We start from the raw sequence: 20,166 nt of genomic DNA, 5'->3' as shown, positions 1-20,166 counted from the left end.
CCTCCCCACGCGGCCCGGTGGACCCGACACTCGGCCGACGGGCCGCGACCAGCCCCATTCCCGCCCGTCCCCGCCGCTCCTGCCCCGGTGATCACGAGCCCGACCTCGACCCGGCGCCCGGTGGGCGGTCCGCGCGGCGGCGTGGACTCCGCTGTCAGGTCACGGGGGTGTTCTGCCCGATCCTGATCCGCCATCCACGGTCGTCGAGCTGGGCGACGAGCATGAGGACCGACTCCATGGGGTGCTTGCCCGCCCGCTCGTCGGTGGTGCCGGAGTGCCGCGTCCGCTGGCGGGCGTGGATGACCGCCACGCCAGTGTCGAGGCGGGTGATGCGCTCGACCGTGTAGCTCACGTTGGTGTGTTCGAGGACGCCACCCGGGGCGAGGACGGCGGCCTGGGCGCGGTAGAGCTCCTCCTTGCCGTCGACGAGGGTGCCGCCGAAGGTCACGAAGACGGGGTCGTCGGCGAACAGGTCGTTCATGAACCTGGCGTCGTTCGTGGTGAAGGCGTGCTCGTAGTCCCTGACCAGGGCGGTCAGGATGCGGTCGCTGCCGGTGGCCACGTTGTTCTCCTCCCGTTGTGGACGGAGCGACCCTGCGTCGTGAACCTTGGTTGAGGTCAAGGCTCGCCGCCCGGCGCGCTGTCCGAGCGAGGCTCGTGCCGACCGCGCCCGGCCTCGCCAGCGGCGCGCCCGGCGGAACCGTCGCGGGCGGTGCTCGGGGGCGGGCGAACTCGCGCTGTCCGTCCTCGACGGGCAGTCGGCCGGGACCTCGGCTCGTCGCCGGCCCCAGCGCCCCCGCTGGTCCGGGCTGGTCGTGCCGGGGTGGACGTCCCGGCGTCCCGGCGTGCCGGTGTGCCGCGCGGTCAGCGGCTTGGCGGAGTGCCCGAGCGGTCGGGTGAGCAGCACGGGGCCGTCGAGGTGCGACCGAGCAGGATCGGACCGCGGCCCCCAGGAGCTCTCCTCGCAGGTCGGTGTCGTCCGACCTCGTGGGGCGCGGCGGAGGTGAGCCAGCCCGAGGACCGGCCCGCCACGACCCCGCCGTCAGCACACCCCGGTGGACGTCCGTCCCCGGCTCGCCGATTTTTCCTGTTGCCCTCCACTCCCGCCTCCCCCAGGGTGGAGATCAACTCGGGGCCCGGGGCGCACGCCCACCGGGGACCGGGCAACCACCCCCAGACGACGGACGCGAGCAGTGAGAGGGGCTGCGGCATGGAGTACCGGCAACTTGGTCGGTCCGGCCTTCGGGTGTCGACGCTGACGATGGGCACCATGACCTTCGGAGGACGCGGCGGGTTCAGCTCGCTCGGCGACACCGACGTGGCGGGGGCCCGGCGGCAGGTCGACCTCTGCCTCGACGCCGGCATCAACCTCTTCGACACCGCCGACATCTACTCCGACGGGTTGTCCGAGGAGATCGTCGGCGAGGTGGTGGAGGGCCGCCGGGACCGGCTGCTGCTGTCCACCAAGGTCCGCCTGGTCACCGGCGACGGCCCCAACGACGGCGGCCTGTCCCGCTACCACATCCTGCGGCAGGTCGAGGCCAGCCTGCGGCGGCTGCGCACCGACCACATCGACATCTACCACGTGCACGAGTGGGACGGGGAGACCCCGCTGGAGGAGACGTTGGAGGCCCTCGACACCCTCGTCCGGTCCGGGAAGGTCCGCTACCTGGCTGCCTCGAACTACTCGGGCTGGCAGCTGATGAAGGCGCTGGCCACCGCCGACCAGCACGGCTACCAGCGGTTCGTCGCACAGCAGATCTACTACTCGCTGGAGTCCCGCGACGCCGAGTACGAGCTGGTGCCGCTGTCGCTGGACCAGGGCCTGGGCATCCTCGTGTGGAGCCCCCTCGCCGGTGGCCTGCTCTCCGGCAAGTACCGGCGGAACCAGCCGGCGCCGGAGGGCTCCCGGCACCTCACCGAGTGGAGCGAACCGCCGGTGCGGGACGTCGACAAGCTCTACGACACGGTCGAGACCCTGGTGGAGATCGCCGACGGGCACGGCGTGTCCGCCGCCCAGGTCGCGTTGGCCTGGCTGCTGGGCCGGCCCGGGGTCACCTCGGTGATCGTCGGTGCCCGCCGCGACGAGCAGCTGGTGGACAACCTCGCGGCCGCCGACCTCACCATCACCGCCGAGGAACGGGCGACGTTGGACGAGGTCAGCGCTCCCTGGCTGATCTACCCGCACTGGCACCAGGGCCAGTCCGCCTCGGACCGGCTCGGGCCCGCGACGGCCAGCCTGCACGCGCCCCGCACCGGGACCTGACCTGGAGGAACGCCGTCGGAGGGCGGACGCCGGGTCGTGTCGCGCGCGACCCGGCGCCCGCCGGCCCACCCCGGCCGGTCCCGCCACCGCCACCCCGGGCGGGAGCGGCGGCGGTCGGGGACTACGCGGAGAACACCTCGGGGTTGACGGCGTGGGCGGGTTGACGGCCCTCGAACACGTCCACCACGGCCCGCGCGGCGTCCATCGCCACCTGCCGCATCGACTCCCTGGTCTGGCCGCCGACGTGCGGGGTGAGCACGACGTTGTCCAGTTCGGTCAACGGGTGCCCGGCCGGCAGCGGTTCGGTGTCCACGACGTCGAGGCCCGCGCCCGCCAGCCGCCCCGACCGCAGCGCGTCGACGAGGGCGGCCTCGTCGACGATGCCGCCCCTGGCCGTGTTGACCAGCACCGCGTCCGCGCGCAGCAGGCCCAGCTCCCGGGCACCGAGCAGCCCGGCGGTCCGGTCGGTCCTGGGCAGGTGCAGGCTCACCGCCGAGGAGGTGGACAGCAGCTCGTCCAAGCCCACCGGTGACCCGCCCCGGGCCCGGACCTCCTCGTCGGGGAGGAAGGGGTCGTGGGCGACGATCTCCATCCGGAACCCGGCCCGGGCGATGCGGGCCACCTCGACGCCGATGCGGCCGAACCCGACCAGACCCAACCGCTTGCCGGTGAGCTGGGTCCCGATGAGGGAGTGCCGCAGGTCGTGGTCCCCCCGGCGGACCCCCCGGTCGGCCAGGGCCACCAGCCGGCTCGCCGAGAGCAGCAGGGCCACCGCGTGCTCGGCGACGGCCAGGGTGTTCGCGGCCGGCGTCACGCACACCGGGATGCCGCGGGCGGTGGCGGCCGCGACGTCCACGGTGTCCACCCCCACGCCGTGCCGGGAGATGACCCGCAGGCGGGGTGCCCGGTCGATGCTGGGCGCGCGGAGCTCGGCGGTGCGGAGCAGGACGGCTTCGACGATGTCGGCGACCTGCTCGAAGGGCACGGCGTCGTCCCCGTAGCCGGGGACGACCCGGCCGTGCCCGGCGAGGAGTTCCAGCGCGTCGGGGTGCACCGGCCGGGGGACGTAGACCACCGGGGTCGACGGGCCGGTCACCTCGGGTCCCCGGCGGGCACCTGGCGGTTGGCGGCGCGTTTGACGGCCTCCCGTTCCTGGAGGGCCCTCGCGCCGTCGAGTACCCCGGCGGCCTCGCTGAGCGGGACGACGACGACCCCGTCGGAGTCACCGACGATGATGTCGCCCGGCGTGACCGCGACCCCGCCGACGGCGATGGTGGTGTCCAGGACGCCGGGGCCGTCCTTGTAGGGGCCGGCCGGGGTGAGGGCCCTGGCGAAGACGGGCATGCCCAGGGCCGCGAGGTCGGCGGCGTCGCGGGCGGCCCCGTCGAGGACGAAACCGGCGATGCCCCGGGCCTTGGCCTTCACGCCGATCAGTTCGCCGATCAGCGCGCGGGACTCGTCGGCGAAACCGTTGACGACGAGGACGTCACCGGGTTCGGCGCGTTCGATGGCCTGGTGCACGAAGAGGTTGTCGCCGGCCCGCGTCCACACCGTCCTGGCCCGGCCCGCCAGCCTCGCGCCCGGCCAGATGGCCTGGATCCGCGAGTCGAGGACGTTGAAGCGCCCCATCGCGTCGCCGAGGTTGGCCGCCGGTACCTCGGCGAGCGCGGCGAGGAGGTCGGCGTCCACCTCCGGGATGGTGGGGGTGGGTGCCTCGGCGGGGGCGGTGACGGGCAGCAGGCTCATGGAGTGCCTTTCGACGAGCGGGTGGTTCGGCGGGGGGCGCCGTCAGGGACGGGCGGGGGCGGGTCAGCCGTCCTCCGGGGGTGGGAAGGTCGCGGCGAGTCGGAGCCCGGAGATCCAGTGGGCGGCGGCGGTCACCGCCGTGACGAGTCGGGAGACCCGTTCCGGGGTGAACCGGGTGGTGGGGCCGCCGAGCGCGAGGGCGGCGATGAGGTGGCCCTCGCCGCCGAGGATGGGCGCGGCGATGCCGGAGACGCCGTTCTCCCGTTCGCCGTGGGTGACGGCGTAGCCGTTGGCCCGGGTCTGTTCGACCTGTTCCCGCAGTTGCGCGATGTAGCCGGGTCCGTAGGGCGAGTTGACGGCGGCGGCCTCGACGACCTCGTCCGGCGCCCCGGTGAGCAGCACCTTGCTGGAGGCTCCCGCCCACAGCGGGAGGCGGTCGCCGATGCGGACCACCTGCCGCAGGGTCTGCGGGCCCTCCTGCTGGGCCACGCACATCCGGTGCGGTCCCTGCCGGACGTAGAAGCTGGTGGTCTCGCCGCACTCGTCGGCGAGCCGGCGCATGGCCTGCATGACCGGTTCGGGGAGTTCCCAGGCGGCCCGGGCCAGTCGTGCCCAGCGGAGGAGGCCGGCGCCGACGGTGATCTGGCCGTCCGGGCGCAGCCACAGCATCCCGGTCTGCTCCAGGGTGTCGACCATGCGGACCAGCGTGGTCTTGGGCAGGCCGGTGGCCCGGGCGAGGTCGCTTACCGTCCAGCTCAGCGTGTCCTCGTCGAACCTGGCCAGCACCTCGACCGCGCGGGCGACGCTGCGGATGCGGCCGCCGCCCTCCTCGTCCGAGGTGCTTCGGGTCGTGCCGGAGGACTCGGTGACGCCGGGTGGGGCGCCGGTCTCGGTCATGGCGGCTCTCCTCGTGGGCCGGGCGGGGAAGGACGCCACCCAGGTTCTCATGCGACCTCAGAGCGGAACAAGTAGTCCGCTGTGCGGTTCAACCGGATGGCTGGATCGAGCCAGTGGTCCACTCAGCCGCTCGCTGGAGGTCCTCGACCCGCCGGCCGGCGTGCCGGGCCGGTCGCCGCTGGTGGCGAGGTCGCGGACGGCCGGGGCGCGGGTGGCCGCCCCGCGTCCGCCCATGGAATGCCAGACACCGGCGCGCCGCCGCGCGCCGCGGCCCGGTGGCCCTCCCCGACGAGCCCGGCCCGGGTGGTCCCGTCACGTGACGGGACCACCCGGGAGGCGACGGGGGTTCAGTCCCGCTCGTCGCTCTTGACCGCCAGCACGGGCATGGGCGCGTCCAGCAGCACCCGCTGCGCGGTGCTGCCCAGCAGGAACTTGCCCACCAGGCTGCGCTTGCGGATGCCGATCACCACGAGCGCGGCGTCCCGCTCGACGGCGAGGTCGATGAGGGCGCCGGCGACGTCCCTGTCCCTGCCCTCGGTGCGCACCTCGTACTCCAGCCCGGTCTCGTCCAACCGCGCGCGCAGCGCGACGACCTCGGCGTCGGTCGCGCCGTGGTCCTCCCCGCTCTCCTCGTGCTCGGTGTGCAGCACCACCAGTGACTGCCCGCGCAGGGTCGCCTCCTCGACGGCGCGGCTGATGGCCGCGCGGCCCTCGGGGTTGTCCCGGTATCCCACGACAATCGGCATTCAGTCCACCTCTTCAACTAGGAGCTGATCCGCAGAGCGGTTCGGTTTGACCGTTTCCCTCTGCTTCGCCCGTGATGCGCGAAAGCATCCCATGTCCACAGCCGCAGGTCAGCGGCCCAGGTAGGACGCGTTGCTCCTGCGAAGATGCCGGGACTGTAGCCCAACTCATAGGGCAGCCCTTATGGTGGCACGACCGAATCGCCAGGCGGACCTACTCGGGCCTGTGTCGTCCCCCGTTTCGCCGGGGTCGGCGACGGCCGGTGCGACTCGGTTCAGGCATCAGGAAGGAGTTCGACATGCGGCCCAAGCGACCGCTTGTCACCGGCATCTACGGTGTTGTCGTTGCCGCGCTCGTCGTGCTGGCCGGGATAGACGCCGGGAACAGCGCGGCCGGTGCCAGCGCCAGAAACAAGCTGACCCTGATGGCCCCCGCCGCCCCCGGCGGCGGCTGGGACCTCGCCGCCCGCGAGTCCCAGCAGGCCCTGCGGTCCTCGGGAGTCGTCAACAACGCCCAGGTCGTCAACGTCCCCGGAGCCGGCGGCACCATCGGCCTGAGCCAGACCGTGGGCCGCGCCGGCGACGAGACCACGCTGATGGTCACCGGCACCGTCATGCTCGGCGCCGTCGAGGTCAACGGCTCCGAGCACGGCCTGGACGACGTCACCCCCATCGCCCGGCTCGCCGACGACTACGTCGTGGTCGTCGTCCCCGCCGACTCGCCCTACCAGACCCTGGACGACTTCCTGGCGGACTGGCGGAGCAACCCGCACGGCACCGCGATCGGCGGCGGTTCCCTCGGCGGCACCGACCACCTGCTCGCCGGCCTGCTCGCCCAGGAGGGCGGCGTCGACCCGGGCTCGCTCAACTACATCTCCTACGCCGGTGGCGGCGAGGTGATGACCGCGCTGCTGTCCCACACCGTCGCCGTGGGGGTGAGCGGCTACAACGACTTCTCCGACCAGATCGAGGCCGGTCGCCTGCGCGCGCTCGGGGTCTCGGCCGCCGAGCCGGTCGAAGGCATCGAGATCCCCACCTTCATCGAGCAGGGCGTGGACGTCGAGCTGCCCAACTGGCGCGGCGTGATGGCCCCGCCCGGACTGACCGACGAGGCCAGGGCCGAAATGGAGGCCATCATCACCGAGATGGTCGAGACCGAGGAGTGGGCCGACGCCCTGGACCGCAACCGCTGGGCGGACACCTTCATGGTCGGCGAGGAGTTCGAGGAGTTCCTCGACCAGGACATCGCACGTATTCGACAGGTCATTGAGGAGCTGGGACTGTGAGCAGCACCGTGGAGTCCTCCTCGGGTGCCGGGACGGAACACAGATCGTTCTGGACCGGGCGGAGTGGGCTCGTCGTCGCCGCCTTCCTGCTGGGGCTGGCGATCTTCCTCACCTACGGCACCCTCACCATGGAGGTGCCGCCCAACGTCAGCTCACCGGGACCGCAGTTCTTCCCGACCATCGTCACGGTGCTGACCTACCTGCTCGCGGTCCTGCTGGCCGTGCAGGTCATCCGCCACCCCTCCGTCCCCCAGGAGGAAACCGCCGCCGAGGAGACCGACGGCGCCGCCGAGGAGGAGGGCGCCGGGGAAGGGGCCGAGGCATCCGGCGAGGAGACCCCGGCGTCCGCTGGTGGCGCCGGTGAGCGACCGGCCGTCGAGCGGTACCGCACCCACACCGACTGGCGGACGGTCGGCATCGTGGTCGCCTCCTTCGTGGCCTTCACCGTCCTGCTGGTGCCGGTGGGCTGGCTGATCTCGGGAGCACTGCTGTTCTGGGGCGTCACCTACGCCCTGCACGGCAAGCGCCCGCTGTTCGACGCCAGCGTGGCGCTGGTGGTCTCCTCCGTGATCCAGCTGGCCTTCTCGGCCGGCCTCGGGCTCAACCTGCCCGCCGGAATCCTGGGTGGGGTGTTCTGATGGAAGCCTTGAATAACCTCTTCGAGGGTTTCGCCGGCGCGGTCAGCCCGATCAACCTGCTGTGGGTCGTGGTGGGCGCGGTGCTCGGCACCGCCGTCGGTGTCCTGCCCGGTCTCGGCTCGGCGATGGCGGTGGCCCTGCTGCTGCCCGTCACCTTCAGCCTCGACCCCATCGGCGCGTTCATCATGTTCGCCGGTGTCTACTACGGCGGTCTGTTCGGTGACTCCACCACCGGCATCCTGCTCAACACCCCGGGCAACAGCTCGGCGATCGCCACCACCTTCGAGGGCCACCGGATGGCCAAGGCCGGGCGGGCACCGCAGGCCCTGGCCACCTCGGCGATCGGCGCGTTCACCGGCGGCATGATCGCCACCACCCTGGTGGTGTTCTTCGCCCCCCACCTGGCCGAGCTGGCCAGCCTGTTCGGTCCGGCCGAGTACTTCGCGCTGGCGGTGTTCGCCTTCGTCGCCACCGCGACGGTGGTGGCCGAATCGGTGATCAAGGGCCTGGCGGCCCTGGTCATCGGTCTGGCCCTGGCGATGGTCGGCATCGACGGCCCCTCGGGCGCGTCCCGGTTCACCCTCGGCATGCCCCAGCTGTTCGACGGCGTGGCCATCGTGGTCATCACCGTCGGCCTGCTGGCGCTCGGCGAGGTGCTCTTCGTGGCCTCCCGCATCCACCGGGACAAGGGGCGCACCACCACCCCGTTCACCGGGCGGCCCTGGCTGAGCAGGTCCGACGTCCGCAAGGCGTGGCCGGCGTGGCTGCGCGGCGCCGGCTTCGGCGTCCCGTTCGGGGTCATCCCCGTCGGCGGGTCGGAGATCCCGACCTTCATGGCCTACGGCACCGAACGCCGGTTGGACCGCCGCCGGAAGAACCCGATGTTCGGCAAGGGCGCCATCCAGGGCGTCGCCGCACCGGAGGCGGCCGGCAACGCGACCGCGGGCAGCGCGATGGGCGCCCTGCTCGCCCTGGGCCTGCCGACCTCGGCCACGGCGGCGATCATGCTGGCCGCGTTCCAGCAGTACGGCATGCAGCCCGGTCCGCTGCTGTTCGAGCGCAACGCCGAACTGGTCTGGACACTGCTGGCCAGCCTCTTCATCGGCATGGTGGTGCTGCTGATCCTCAACCTGCCCTTCGCGCCGTTGTGGGCGAAGCTGCTGATGATCCCCAAGCACTACCTCTACGCCGGGATCTCGGTGTTCTGCGGCCTCGGCGTCTACGCCACCAGCTCCTCGACAGCCGACCTGGTGTTGTTGCTGCTCATCGGCCTGCTCGGGTTCATGATGCGCCGGTACGGGCTACCGCTGGCGCCGGTGCTCATCGCGGTGATCCTCGGGCCGCTGGCCGAGACCGAGCTGCGCCGGGCACTGGCCGTCAGCGAGGGGGACGTGGGCATCCTCTTCGACAGCGGCATCGCGGTGACGCTGTACGTGATCCTGGCGCTGGCCGTGCTGTTCATGGTGGTCAACAAGATCCGCCGGAGGGTGCGGCAGGACATCTGACCTGGTGCCGGCCTCCGGTCGGCCACGTGGTGCCGTCGTCGCGGTGTCCCCGGGAACCCCGGGGGCACCGCGACGTTCGCGTTCCGGGGTCGGGCCGCCCCCGGGACGTCCCTTCGGCAGGTGCCCGGTGCGACGTCCCGCGCCGGCGTCCCGACCTCCTCGTGCCGGCCCCGCCCATCCCGGGCCCGGGAGCGGCGCGCCCTCCCGCCGCCACCCGCGCCGACCGCTGACCAGCTCCGGCCGTGGTCTGCTGGAGGTGTACCGCTGAGTGGTACGGTGAGACCGCTCTACGGTTCACCTGGTGCGTCGGGGACGGCGCGACGACGAGGGAGGTCAGGAATGCCCACGGCGGCGACCGACGGCGAGGGTCTGCTCAGCGGCGTCCGGGTGCTGGATCTCAGCAACGTCCTGGCCGGGCCCTACGCCAGCTACCAGCTCGGCCTGTTCGGCGCCGACGTCATCAAGGTCGAGGTGCCCGGCAGCGGCGACCTCGCCCGACAGCTGGGCGCCGACCCCGACCTGAACCGGGACCTGCTCGGCGCGTCCTTCCTCGCCCAGAACGGCGGCAAACGCTCGGTCACCGTCAACCTCAAGTCCGAGGCCGGCCGGGAGGTCTTCACCCGCCTGGTGGCCCAGGCCGACGTCCTCGTGGAGAACTTCCGCCCCGGAGTCCTCGCCCGCCTCGGCTTCCCCTGGGAACGCCTCCAGGAGATCAACCCGCGCCTCGTCTACTGCGCCATCTCCGGCTTCGGGCAGAGCGGCCCCCTGCGCGACCGGCCCGCCTACGACCAGATCATCCAGGGCCTGTCCGGGATGATGGCGGTCACCGGAACCGAGGACACCGCCCCGCTGCGCGCCGGCTACCCCGTGGGCGACACCCTCGGCGGTCTGGCCGCCGCCATGGCCGTCGCCGCCGCCCTCGTCCGGGTGGCCCGCACCGGGGTCGGCTCCTGCCTCGACGTCTCCATGCTGGAGAGCGCGATCACCGCCCTGGGCTGGGCCGCCTCCAACCACCTCATCGCCGGCCGCGACCCCGTGCCCATGGGCAACGAGAACGCCACCGCCGCCCCCTCCGGCACCTTCCGCACCGGCCACGGCGCCCTCAACATCGCCGCCAACAAGCAGGAGCAGTTCGAGGCCGTGTGCCGGGTCGTCGGCCGCCCCGACCTGGCCACCGACCCCCGCTTCGCCCGCCGCGAGGACCGCAAGACCCACCGGCTGGCGCTGCGCGACGCACTCGAGGCCGCGCTCGCCTCCCACCCCGCCGAGCACTGGGAGAACGCCCTCGCCGAGGCCGGCGTCCCCGCGGCCCGCGTCCTCGACGTCCGCCAGGCCCTCGAACTCGACCAGATCGCCGAACGCGGCTTCCTCCACGACCTGCCCCACCCGGCCGACCCGGACCGGACGGTGCGCGTGCTCGGTAACGGCGTCCGCGTCGACGGCCACGCCAGCACCCCCAGCGCCCCACCCCCGGTGCTCGGTGAACACACCACCCCGCTGCTGCGGGAACTCGGCTACACCGACGAGGAGATCCGCGCACTGCGCGAGGAAGGGGCGGTATGACCCAGCACGACGAGAACACCCGGCCAGCCGACACGGCGAGCGCCACCGGGGAGGCGGCGACGATCCCGACCGAGAAGGTCACCGGCTGGTGGGCCACCGACATCGCCCGCATCCACCCCGGCGAGATCGCCCTGCGCGGCTACCCCGTCGAACAGCTCATCGGCCGTGCGGGCTTCGCCGACACCATCTGGCTGATGCTGCGCGGCGACCTGCCCACCCCCGGCCAGGGCCGGCTGTTGGAGGCCGCCCTGGTCTCCGCCGTCGACCACGGCCCCCAGGCCCCCTCCATCGCCGCGGCGCGGATGGCCGCCACCTGCGGGGTCGGCCTCAACAACGCCGTCGCCACCGGCGTCAACCTCCTCGGCGACGTCCACGGCGGCGCCGGCCAGCAGTGCATGGACCTCCTCGCCCGACTCCACACCGAGGTCGCCGCCGGTGAGACCCTCGACGCCGTCGCCGCCAGGGCCGTCACCGAACACCGCGAGGCCGGCCGCCACGTCCCCGGCTTCGGCCACCGCTTCCACCCCAGGGACCCGCGCCGTGACCCGCTGCTCGGCCTGCTCACCGAGGCGGCGGACGCCGGCGTCGTCCCCGGCGACCACCTGGCCATCGGCCTGGCCCTCGAGGACGCCCTCGCCACCGGCCGCCGCCGACCCGTGCCGATGAACATCGACGGCGCCACCGCCCTGATCTACTCGGAACTCGGCTTCGCCCCCGAACTCGGCCGTGGCCTGTTCGTGCTGTCCCGCTCGGTCGGCATCCTCGCCCACGCCTGGGAGGAACGGCGGTCGGGCACCCGGATCAAGGGGCCGATCCCGCGCCCGCTGCTCGCCGACTACACCGGACCCGACCTGCGGGACGTCCCCACCACCCCACCCCAGCACTGAGCGGCCCCTCGCCCCCCTCCGGCCTGGCCGGGCGGCAGCACCCCACCCGGCCACGCCCGGACCGGATACCCACACCCGGACCCCGGTGACCATTCCGGAACACCACGAAACCCGGTTGCCCCCCGGCCGGACCGGCCGCGATACTTCCGCCGGCCCGGCCGTCGGGAGACCCGGGCGGGACACACCGGAGGGGCAGGCGGATGGTCGACCGCATCTACCACGGGGCACTGGTCGTGACCGGACCCCGCGACGCCCACCCCTTCGTCGGGGACGTGGGCATCGACGGCGACACCATCGCCTTCGTCCGACCCACCACCGGAGCCGTCGTCGGGGGCGGCTCCGCCCCCGACACGTGGCCCCCGGCCTCCCACCCCGCCGCCGAGCACGTCGACGCCACCGGCCACGTCCTGCTCCCCGGGCTCGTCAACGGCCACCTCCACCCCACCCCGGCGCTGCTGCGCACCGCCCTGGCCGCCACCACCATCGACCACCAGGACGGCCACCCCCTCGCCGACGGCCTCTACGCCGCGCTGACCGCCGACCGGGAAACCCTGCGGCTCAGCGCGAAACTGGCCATCACCGAGGCGATCAGTTCCGGCACCACCGCCCTCTGCCTCCACGAGTACCTCGACCCCGTCGTCGCCGCCGAGGTCGCCGCCGACCTCGGGATCCCCGCCACCGTCGCCCTGCACCCCGAACCCGGCGGCACCGCCTGGCGCGACACCCTCCGCCAGGTCCAGGACACCGGGTGCTCGGCGATGCTCGCCGGCGTCAACGAGAACGACCCCGACCACACCCCCGAATACCTGCGGGAACTCGTCACCCACGCCGGCGACCTCGGCATCCGGGTCCACACCCACGTCAGCGAGACCACGCTCCGCCACGAGACGACCCGGGCCCGCACCGGCCGCTCCCCGATCCGCTACTACCAGGCACTCGGACTCCTCGACCACCTCTACGCGGTGCACTGCACCGCCGTCGAACCCGCCGACATCGACCTGCTCGCCGACCACCGAGTCCCCGTCGTGCTGACCCCCTCCTCCGAGGCCCTGCTCGGCGACGGCACCCCACCCCTGCCCGCCCTCCTCGCCGCCGGCGCGCGCCTCGCCCTCGGCACCGACGGCTCCGCCTGGGCCGGCTCCGAGGACCTCCTCGCCGAACTCCGCGCCACCGCGCTGCTCACCCGCGCCCGATGGGGACCGGAGGCCGTCGACGGCGCCCAGCTGATCGAACTCGCCACCCTCGGCGGCGCCGACGTCCTCGACACCCCCGACACGCGGGGCGCCATCGAACCGGGCCGCCGCGCCGACCTCGTCCTGCTCGACGCCCGCCGCCCCGGGCTGCGCCCGCTGGCCACCACCGACGGTCCCCTGTCCACCGCCCGCGACGTCCTCGCCTTCGCCGCCACCGGCGCCGACGTCGTCGAGACCACCATCGGCGGCCGCGTCCGGTACCGGAGGGACGGCCCCGGGCTGCTCGCCGGAGACGAACTCGCCGAACTCGACGAGCGCGCCCGCCGGGTGTGGCGGGACAGCGGAGCCGCCACCGCCACCTCCTGGTAGCGAGGACGGTCGGACCACCGGGAACCCGACGCCGCCGGACACACCGCGAGCCCGAGCACCCCACCCCGCCGGGTGAGCGCACACCACCACCCCCCACCAGGAGAACCGATGACCGTGCCCCACGGCGGCCACACCACCCCCGCCTTCGCCGCCGTCCGCGACGCCTTCCTCGACCTGCTCCACACCGGACGCGAGACCGGCGCCGCCGTCGCCGTCCTGCACCGGGGACGGCCCGTCGTCGAGATCTGGGGAGGCTGGCGGGACCAGCACCGCACGCACCCCTGGACCGCCGACACCCTCGTCCACACCTACTCCGTCGGCAAACCCCTCGCCGCCCTCGCCACCCTGACCGCCGTCGCCGACGGCGCCCTCGACCTGGACGACCCGGTCGCCGACGTGTGGCCCGAGTACGGCCAGGCCGGCAAGGAACGGACGACACTCCGCCACCTGCTCGCCCACCAGGGCGGCCTGCCCGCCTTCCCCGAGACCGCCGCCCACCTCCCCCTGCTCGCCGACGACCAACTCCGCGCCGCCCTCGCCCGGGCGGAACCCGAGTTCGCCCCCGGAACCGCCCACGCCGAACACGCCCTGACCTACGGTCACCTCCTCGACGGCGTCCTCCGGGGAACCGGAGCCGCCTCCCTCGGCCAGGTGTTCCGCGACCGCATCGCCCGGCCGCTGGGTCTCGACGCCCATTTCGGCGTGCCCGCCCAGGACCTGCCCCGGGTCGCCGACCTCGAGTACGGCGACGCCCGGTGGCCCACGGCGACGGCCGGGGAGCCCGGCTCCCTGGAACACCGGGCGATGACCCGGCCGACCGGGGCACTCGACGTCGAGGTGCTGAACGGCCCCGCCTGGCGCCGCGCCGAGTTCCCGGCGATCGGCCTGCACACCACGGCGTCCGCGATCGGGAAGTTCTACGCCGGACTTGTCGACCCCGGCGGCCCGGTAGCCGGGTTGCTGGGGGAGCGGGTGCACCGGGAACTCCTCAGCCCGCAGGCCCGGGGAACGGACCTGTTCCTGGGCCACGAGGTGACCTGGTCCCTCGGTTTCCAACTGTCCGGCGACGAGGTGGCGATGGGCGGAGCCGGCGGTTCGGCGGCCTGGGTGTCGCAGGGGGAGGAGTACGCCTGCGCCTACGTCACCCGCCGACTCGCCGGTTTCGACCGGGTGGACACCATCGAACACGCCGTGCGGGAGTGCCTGAGCTGAGGCCCCCGTCCGAAACCGTCCCCCGCTGACGGGGCGCGGGTCCCGCCGACCAGTCCCCGCGCGCGCCTCCCGAAGGTGCGCGAGGCAGGGTCGCGTGGCCCGAGTCCGCCGGACACGGTGAACCAGGCGCCCCCAGCGCCGGGCGGGCCGGGCGAGGCCCGTAGGCCCTCGGGCTTGCTCGTGACGCGTCGTTCCCGGGCGGGCCCGCTCGTCCTGACCCGACCGCTGTTCTTGGCCGCCGCTGCGCCCCAGCTCTCAGGCTGGGTGGATCCGCTCGACCTGGTGCCGGGTGGTGTACATGTCCCAGTACTGCTCGGCGAGGTCGTCGGGATCGACGACCGGGAACCCGGTGGAGGCCCCGGAGTCGGCGACGAGTGCGCTCATCTCGCTGCGGGCGATCGTCGCCCCGACGGCCAGGGTCCCGACGTAGATTCCCGCCTCGGCCAACTCGCCGTGCAGCGAGTAGAGGTAGTTGCGGATGGCGGCGCCCACCGGGGCCAGGCCGCTGAGCCCGGGCACGGGGTGGACCGCCGTGACCCCGGAGGTCAGCAGGAAGGCACCGTCCCCACGCTCGGTCCACTCCGGCAGTACCGCGCGGACCACCTCGACGGGAGTCAGCAGGAACATCGGCAGGCCCTGCTCCAACAGGGCGGCATCGGTCTGGGCGGCCGGCCCGAAACCCTGGTCGGCGCTGAACGGCCCGTACTCGATCACGTCGATGCGGCCGAAGCGATCGCGGATGCTCGCGATCAGCGCCGGCACCTCGGCGGGCCGGGACAGGTCGGCGGTGAACCCGGCCGCCTCGATGCCCTCCGCCGCCAGCTGCTCGACGAGGGCGTCCAGGCGCGGGCGGCGACGAGCCACCAGGGCGACCCGGAACCCCTCCCGGCCGAAGCGGCGGGCGACGGAGGAGCCGAGACCGGTACCGGCCCCGAAGACGGCGATCACCTTGGACATGGGGGAGTGCTCCCTTGCTCACGACATCTTGACCCTGGGGTCAACTTGAGTCCCGACGGTAGCATGTAAATTGACAGCAGGGTCAAGTTCGGCACGGTGGGCCGCCGGACGCGGCGGGACCGTCGAGGGCAGGACCAGGAGGAACCACCAGATGCGGGCCGACGCCCAACGGAACGCGGAGAAGCTGCGGGCGGCCGCCGCCGAGCTCTTCCAGGAGCGCGGCCTCCAGGTGCCGCTGAAGGAGATCGCCCGCAGGGCGGGAGTGAGCCACGGCACGCTCTACAACCTGTTCGGCACCCGCGAGGCACTCATCGACGCGGTGGTGGCCGAGGGGGCGGCCCGCCGCCTCGACGAGGTCGCCCAGCAGGCGCTGTCCCACGACGACGCCTGGCAGGGGTTCGCGCACTACGTTGAGAGGCTCTGCGAACTCCAGGCCACCGACCCCGCCGTCGCCGACGTGGTCGGCGGCCGCTACCCGGACGCGGAACGGCTGATGGCGGCGTGCGGCCGCAGCATGGAGGCCGCGCGACGGATCGTCAGACGGGCCCACGAGGCCGGCGCCCTGCGCCCCGACTTCACCAACGCCGACCTGGTGTTCGCCTTCGCCGCCAACGCGCTACTGGCCCGTGCCACCGCCGCCGCCGCTCCGGACGCCTGGCGCCGGCAGGTCGCCTACCTCCTGGACGGCCTGCGCGCCGAGGCCGCCCGCACCCCGCTTCCCGCGAGCCAACCGACCGAAGGGCAGGTCCGCGAGGCGTTGCGGGGCCTGGGCGAGGTGTAGGCGGGCGAAGAGCGTCCCCCGACATGCTTACCCGGTGCCGGGTAGCCCGACAGCGCACCCCGATCGCTCGATCCACGCTCGCCGCCCTGCCCGCCCAGCCCCAGGAGGCGTGAGGACGAGCCCCACGTGCGCGAGGAAGGACCTACCTGGAGGCGCCTCGCGTGCTGTGGGGGCGGGACCAGCCCCGCTCGCGCGGGGAGGACGGCGTCCGGTGGTTAGTCGTCCGCCCTGTTTCGGCCTTTCAGGATTGTCGAGTTGGCGGAGGCCACTGGGGTGGGGCTGGCCGACCTCAGTGAGAAGACTGCCGACCTGGTCGCCGTGGGGTATGTGGTCTGGTCGGGCGAGCCGGGGAATCGGGTGCTGCGAATGACGCCTGCCGGTCGGATGGTGGCGCTGGATCTGCTACCGGCCGTCGAAGCCTTCCTTGCTGAGCTGGCTGGTGCGTCGTCGGCTCCCTAGCCTCAGGTCGCTGTGCGACCTGAGCTGGTAGCTCCGCTTCGCCGCCCGTCAGATCGCGGTCACGGGCAATTCAGGGCAGAAAATGTCCTGAATTCGCCCCCTGCGAGTTGTTGCCTGAGGTTCGCGCCCGAGGGACGCGCGCCTCGCGGTGGCTGGGGCATGGGTCGGTCAGGACCTGGGGTCGTGGGCGCAGGGGTAGGTTCGCTAGCAGGACAAGCCGGCTCTGCCGACTGCTTCCTGGCTGGACGATCCCGGTGCCCGTGCGACTCGGCGGGAGGCTCATACTGAGGAGGAGACGGAGCGGCGTGGAGCGGAGGCTGGAAGAAGTGAATGAAAACCGGCCCTGTTGCTCGTAACGCCGCAGGTCAGGAAGTGTCGTCCCCGCGCACGCGGGGCTGTTCCGGCCTTCCATTCGGATGTCCGCCATCCGCTGGGGTCGTCCCCGCGCACGCGGGGCTGTTCCGATCTGCGCGGGCTGCCCGGTCCGAAACCAATGGTCGTCCCCGCGCACGCGGGGCTGTTCCGGACGCGGGCCGGAACGAACCGATTGAGCTGGGGTCGTCCCCGCGCACGCGGGGCTGTTCCCTGGCTGGTCGGCGGCAGGCCGGGCCAGGGCAAAGTCGTCCCCGCGCACGCGGGGCTGTTCCTACCTGTTCTTCGTCCGTCCGCCGGTAGCGGCGGTCGTCCCCGCGCACGCGGGGCTGTTCCCAGCCAGGTCATAGGCCCGGAGCGCCGCCTCCGCGTCGTCCCCGCGCACGCGGGGCTGTTCCCGGCCGGCCAGCCCGGCACAGTGCGGCTAGGACGTCGTCCCCGCGCACGCGGGGCTGTTCCCACGGGCACCGCCTCGTCGATGGGAACGGCCGTGTCGTCCCCGCGCACGCGGGGCTGTTCCTCGTTACGACGTCAGAAGTGATTAAGGCCGGCAGTCGTCCCCGCGCACGCGGGGCTGTTCCCGCAGCCGGGCCGGCGGAGGCCAGGCCGATGATGTCCTCCCCGCGCATCCGGGTTGTGCGCACTGGGACGCACCAGTCCCCACGAGACCGCGTTCGCTACTATCCGTAGTCAATTGGCTACCCGGAGACGTCGGGGAGCTGCGGTAGGGAGCCCGCCCGGGTCTGCCGATGGCTGGGCACGCCTTTCGTCCTCAGGAGCAGCTGAGGCCGAGCTGCCCTGAAAGGAAGGATGCCACGTGAAGTTGCGGGCGTTCGATCAGCTGTTGGCGGGCCTGATCACGACCGACCACCCCGAGGTCACCAACGTGCACTGCTACGGAGAGGACCGTCCGCAGCACCGAACGCGGTTCAGGGTCGACTTCGCGAGCGGCGCGGCCGCCTATCTCTACGTTGACGACGTGTCCGGGCCGGGAATCCCGCGTATGGCTGCTGACTCGCCCGAGGTCCCCCGGGAGGCGCTGTGAGACTCGATCGTTTTCGCGAGTTGCTCCGCGAACAGCTCGCGGCTCACCCCGGCATAGCCAGCATCGAGGAGTACCAGGTTCCCTCGACTACCGGCTTCGCCGTGCGCTTCTCCGACGGAGTGACCATCCGTCTCCGGGCTTTCGCCACAGCTCCACCAGGCGGGGACGACACGAGCAAACCCGAGAAGATCGTCGTCAAGAGCGAGTCGGTTAGTGGAGTAGCCCGAGCGCCTGCGGGTGTCCCCGTGCGCCCGCCATACCGAACAGGCCGTGACGCGGGAGATGGCCCCTTCGCCAGCTGAACGTGATCGCCGAAGCGTTGGACTCCCGGGTACCCGCACGGCTTGTGTCCCAGGCCGGGTGACATCGCCGCCCACATCTGGCGACGGAGTCGACACGTCGGCTCTTGATCTCCACCTCGCTTGAGGTTCTAGGGTTTCGCCGTTCAGGGTGCCACCGTCCGAGGGAGGTCCTGTTCCAGCCCGTCCGGACGGATGGGCGTAGCGGGAAGCATCCCCGGGCGGGCGCAGCGGACGTGCTCAAGCACCACGCGACCCAGCCAACGGTTCTCCGCCCGCTCTCCCCGCGACCGTCACTCCGGCCGTGAGCCGACCGGCTGGGCTGGGGCACGGCCCGATCCCTGGGTGGCGAACGAACCTCACCGGAGTGGAGAACATGATCACGCCGTTCCGCATCGACGTCCCCCATGCCGACCTCGACGACCTGACCGACCGGCTCGCCCGCACCCGCTGGCCCAACGAGATCGCTGACGCCGGCTGGGACTACGGCTTCCCGCTGACCCGGCTCCGGGATCTGGTCGAGTACTGGCGGACGGGCTACGACTGGCGGGCGCACGAGGCCGGCCTCAACGAGCTACCGCACTTCACCACCGAGATCGACGGCCAGCGCATCCACTTCGTCCACGTCCGATCCTCGAAGCCGGACGCCCTCGCGCTGATCCTCACCCACGGCTGGCCTGGCTCGTTCCTGGAGTTCCTCGACGTCATCGGACCGCTGTCCCGTGACTTCCACCTGGTGATCCCCTCCATCCCGGGCTACGGATTCTCCGGTCCCACCCGCGAGCGCGGCTGGGACATCCCCAGGATCGCGCGGGCCTGGGCCGAACTGATGCGTCGGCTCGGGTATGAGCGCTACGGCGCGCAGGGCGGCGACTTCGGCTCGGGCATCTCCACGGCGCTCGGTGCCGTCGCACCCGACCGGGTCGTCGGCGTGCACGTCAACTACCTGCCCACGCCACCCGTCCCGGACGCGGACGTCGAGCTGTCCCCGGCGGACGAGGTCCGGCTGGACCGGATTCGTCAGTTGATGGCGAACCGCCCGCCGTACCAGGCGCTCCAGGCCCTCACCCCGCAGACCATCGGCTACGCGCTGACCGACTCACCCGTCGGGCAGTTGGCGTGGATCGCCGAGCGCTTCGCCCACTGGACGGACCCGGACTCGCGGATCAGCGACGACCGGATGCTCACCAACGTCTCCCTGTACTGGTTGACCGCCACCGCCGCGTCCGCCGCGCGACTGCACCGTGAGGCCCCTCGGCGCGCCGAGCGGTGTCCGGTGCCGGTGGGAGTGGCGGTGTTCGCGCACGACATCACGCTCCCGGTGCGCCCCCTCGCCGAGCGGCTGTACGACATCAGGCACTGGTCGGAGTTCGAGCGGGGCGGCCACTTCGCCGCGGTGGAGGTGCCCGAACTGCTCGCCGCCGACGTGCGGACCTTCTTCCTCTCCCGGCTGGCGGAGGAGCCGTCGGGTGCCGCCTCCGCCGCTCCGACCGGCCAGCCACGGGCCGGTTCCCCGGCCCAGGCCTGACGCCCGGGTTCGTATGGCGAGAGCCCTCCGCCATCGGTGCGTGGGGGTGTGACGGTGTGACGGGTGGCGGGGCGCGGGTGTGTCTGGGCTTCGCGAGGGGACCCTGAGGGCATGGGGAGAGACACCGCCCGGGAAGGCGTCCCACCCGTCACAGCGCCATCTTCATGTCCCCTGACCAGGGAATTCGGTGTGACGGCGGTGTCCAGGAGCCGTCACGGTGGGACAGGTGGACCCGTCCCGGTGTGACGGGTGGTGTGACGGGTGTTGTGACGGGTCCCCGGGCTCCGGTGAGGCCGTCGACGAGCACCTCCGAGGTGGGGAATGGGTCCGCGTGCCGCGCGGTGGCGACCAGTCGTCCCGGGGCGCGCCACTCCCGGCGGGCGCTGCCCGTCGGGGACGTGGTCCCGCCTGACGGTGTCG

Annotated in this window: 17 protein-coding genes and 1 CRISPR repeat array; of the genes, 11 read left to right on the top strand and 6 right to left on the bottom strand. The window is 72.9% G+C overall.

Going from position 1 to position 20,166, the window contains the following annotated elements; translation table 11 throughout:
• Nucleotides 1-154: 154 nt before the first annotated feature.
• Nucleotides 155-562, bottom strand: coding sequence for an SgcJ/EcaC family oxidoreductase (locus C1701_RS02020; protein ID WP_103056932.1), 408 nt, complete (start codon nt 560-562; stop codon nt 155-157).
• 528 nt (nt 563-1,090) lie between these two features.
• Here C1701_RS02020 and C1701_RS02015 point away from each other — a divergent pair.
• The gene (locus C1701_RS02015) at nt 1,091-2,266 is read left to right on the top strand and encodes an aldo/keto reductase (RefSeq protein WP_248783923.1); all 1,176 of its coding nucleotides are present in this window, start codon (nt 1,091-1,093) and stop codon (nt 2,264-2,266) included.
• Between the two features lie 121 nt (nt 2,267-2,387).
• Here the strand turns inward: C1701_RS02015 and C1701_RS02010 are convergent, their stop codons facing one another.
• From C1701_RS02010 to C1701_RS01995, 4 genes are all read right to left on the bottom strand, one after another.
• A complete protein-coding gene (locus C1701_RS02010; RefSeq protein WP_337662080.1) occupies nt 2,388-3,362 on the bottom strand; it encodes a hydroxyacid dehydrogenase in 975 nt (324 codons plus the stop codon).
• Entirely contained in the window at nt 3,359-4,012 is a 654-nt protein-coding gene (locus tag C1701_RS02005) for a methyltransferase (RefSeq protein WP_051713115.1), read from the bottom strand. The genes C1701_RS02010 and C1701_RS02005 overlap by 4 nt, the downstream gene beginning before the upstream one ends.
• A 63-nt stretch (nt 4,013-4,075) precedes the next feature.
• On the bottom strand, nt 4,076-4,909 hold the full coding sequence (locus C1701_RS02000) for an IclR family transcriptional regulator (RefSeq protein ID WP_103055424.1): 834 nt from the start codon (nt 4,907-4,909) through the stop codon (nt 4,076-4,078).
• 347 nt (nt 4,910-5,256) lie between these two features.
• A complete protein-coding gene (locus C1701_RS01995) occupies nt 5,257-5,655 on the bottom strand; it encodes a universal stress protein (protein WP_026066259.1) in 399 nt (132 codons plus the stop codon).
• A gap of 296 nt (nt 5,656-5,951) precedes the next feature.
• On the opposite strand from C1701_RS01995, the gene C1701_RS01990 reads away from it, so the two are divergent.
• The 7 genes from C1701_RS01990 (at nt 5,952) to C1701_RS01960 (ending at nt 14,305) form a co-directional block, all read left to right on the top strand.
• Entirely contained in the window at nt 5,952-6,938 is a 987-nt protein-coding gene (locus C1701_RS01990; RefSeq protein WP_026420538.1) for a Bug family tripartite tricarboxylate transporter substrate binding protein, read from the top strand.
• Nucleotides 6,935-7,576, top strand: coding sequence for a tripartite tricarboxylate transporter TctB family protein (locus C1701_RS01985; protein WP_016700241.1), 642 nt, complete (start codon nt 6,935-6,937; stop codon nt 7,574-7,576). Before C1701_RS01990 ends, C1701_RS01985 begins: the two co-directional genes overlap by 4 nt.
• On the top strand, nt 7,576-9,081 hold the full coding sequence (locus C1701_RS01980) for a tripartite tricarboxylate transporter permease (protein WP_016700240.1): 1,506 nt from the start codon (nt 7,576-7,578) through the stop codon (nt 9,079-9,081). The genes C1701_RS01985 and C1701_RS01980 overlap by 1 nt, the downstream gene beginning before the upstream one ends.
• Before the next feature lie 339 nt (nt 9,082-9,420).
• Nucleotides 9,421-10,644 carry a CaiB/BaiF CoA transferase family protein gene (locus tag C1701_RS01975; RefSeq protein ID WP_026420537.1) on the top strand — a complete coding sequence of 408 codons (1,224 nt, stop codon included), beginning with the start codon at nt 9,421-9,423 and terminating at the stop codon, nt 10,642-10,644.
• The gene (locus tag C1701_RS01970) at nt 10,641-11,531 is read left to right on the top strand and encodes a citryl-CoA lyase (protein WP_103055423.1); all 891 of its coding nucleotides are present in this window, start codon (nt 10,641-10,643) and stop codon (nt 11,529-11,531) included. The genes C1701_RS01975 and C1701_RS01970 overlap by 4 nt, the downstream gene beginning before the upstream one ends.
• Nucleotides 11,532-11,731: 200 nt before the next feature.
• Entirely contained in the window at nt 11,732-13,093 is a 1,362-nt protein-coding gene (locus tag C1701_RS01965) for an amidohydrolase family protein (protein ID WP_103055422.1), read from the top strand.
• A 108-nt stretch (nt 13,094-13,201) separates the two neighbouring features.
• Nucleotides 13,202-14,305 carry a serine hydrolase domain-containing protein gene (locus C1701_RS01960; RefSeq protein ID WP_103055421.1) on the top strand — a complete coding sequence of 368 codons (1,104 nt, stop codon included), beginning with the start codon at nt 13,202-13,204 and terminating at the stop codon, nt 14,303-14,305.
• Between the two features lie 255 nt (nt 14,306-14,560).
• Here C1701_RS01960 and C1701_RS01955 read toward each other — a convergent pair whose 3' ends face one another.
• Entirely contained in the window at nt 14,561-15,262 is a 702-nt protein-coding gene (locus C1701_RS01955; RefSeq protein WP_026420533.1) for an SDR family NAD(P)-dependent oxidoreductase, read from the bottom strand.
• 151 nt (nt 15,263-15,413) lie between these two features.
• Here C1701_RS01955 and C1701_RS01950 point away from each other — a divergent pair, with 151 nt between their 5' ends.
• The 3 genes from C1701_RS01950 (at nt 15,414) to C1701_RS01935 (ending at nt 19,746) form a co-directional block, all read left to right on the top strand.
• The gene (locus C1701_RS01950) at nt 15,414-16,043 is read left to right on the top strand and encodes a TetR/AcrR family transcriptional regulator (RefSeq protein ID WP_103055420.1); all 630 of its coding nucleotides are present in this window, start codon (nt 15,414-15,416) and stop codon (nt 16,041-16,043) included.
• A gap of 833 nt (nt 16,044-16,876) precedes the next feature.
• Nucleotides 16,877-17,455: a CRISPR direct-repeat array (repeat unit 28 nt; unit sequence GTCGTCCCCGCGCACGCGGGGCTGTTCC).
• 236 nt (nt 17,456-17,691) lie between these two features.
• Entirely contained in the window at nt 17,692-17,919 is a 228-nt protein-coding gene (locus C1701_RS01940) for a hypothetical protein (protein WP_026420527.1), read from the top strand.
• A 675-nt stretch (nt 17,920-18,594) separates the two neighbouring features.
• The gene (locus C1701_RS01935; protein WP_103056930.1) at nt 18,595-19,746 is read left to right on the top strand and encodes an epoxide hydrolase family protein; all 1,152 of its coding nucleotides are present in this window, start codon (nt 18,595-18,597) and stop codon (nt 19,744-19,746) included.
• Nucleotides 19,747-20,166 lie beyond the last annotated feature (420 nt).

The organism is Actinoalloteichus sp. AHMU CJ021, from assembly GCF_002895405.1.
Lineage (GTDB): Bacteria > Actinomycetota > Actinomycetes > Mycobacteriales > Pseudonocardiaceae > Actinoalloteichus_B > Actinoalloteichus_B caeruleus.
This window is presented reverse-complemented; position numbering and strand designations above follow the sequence as displayed.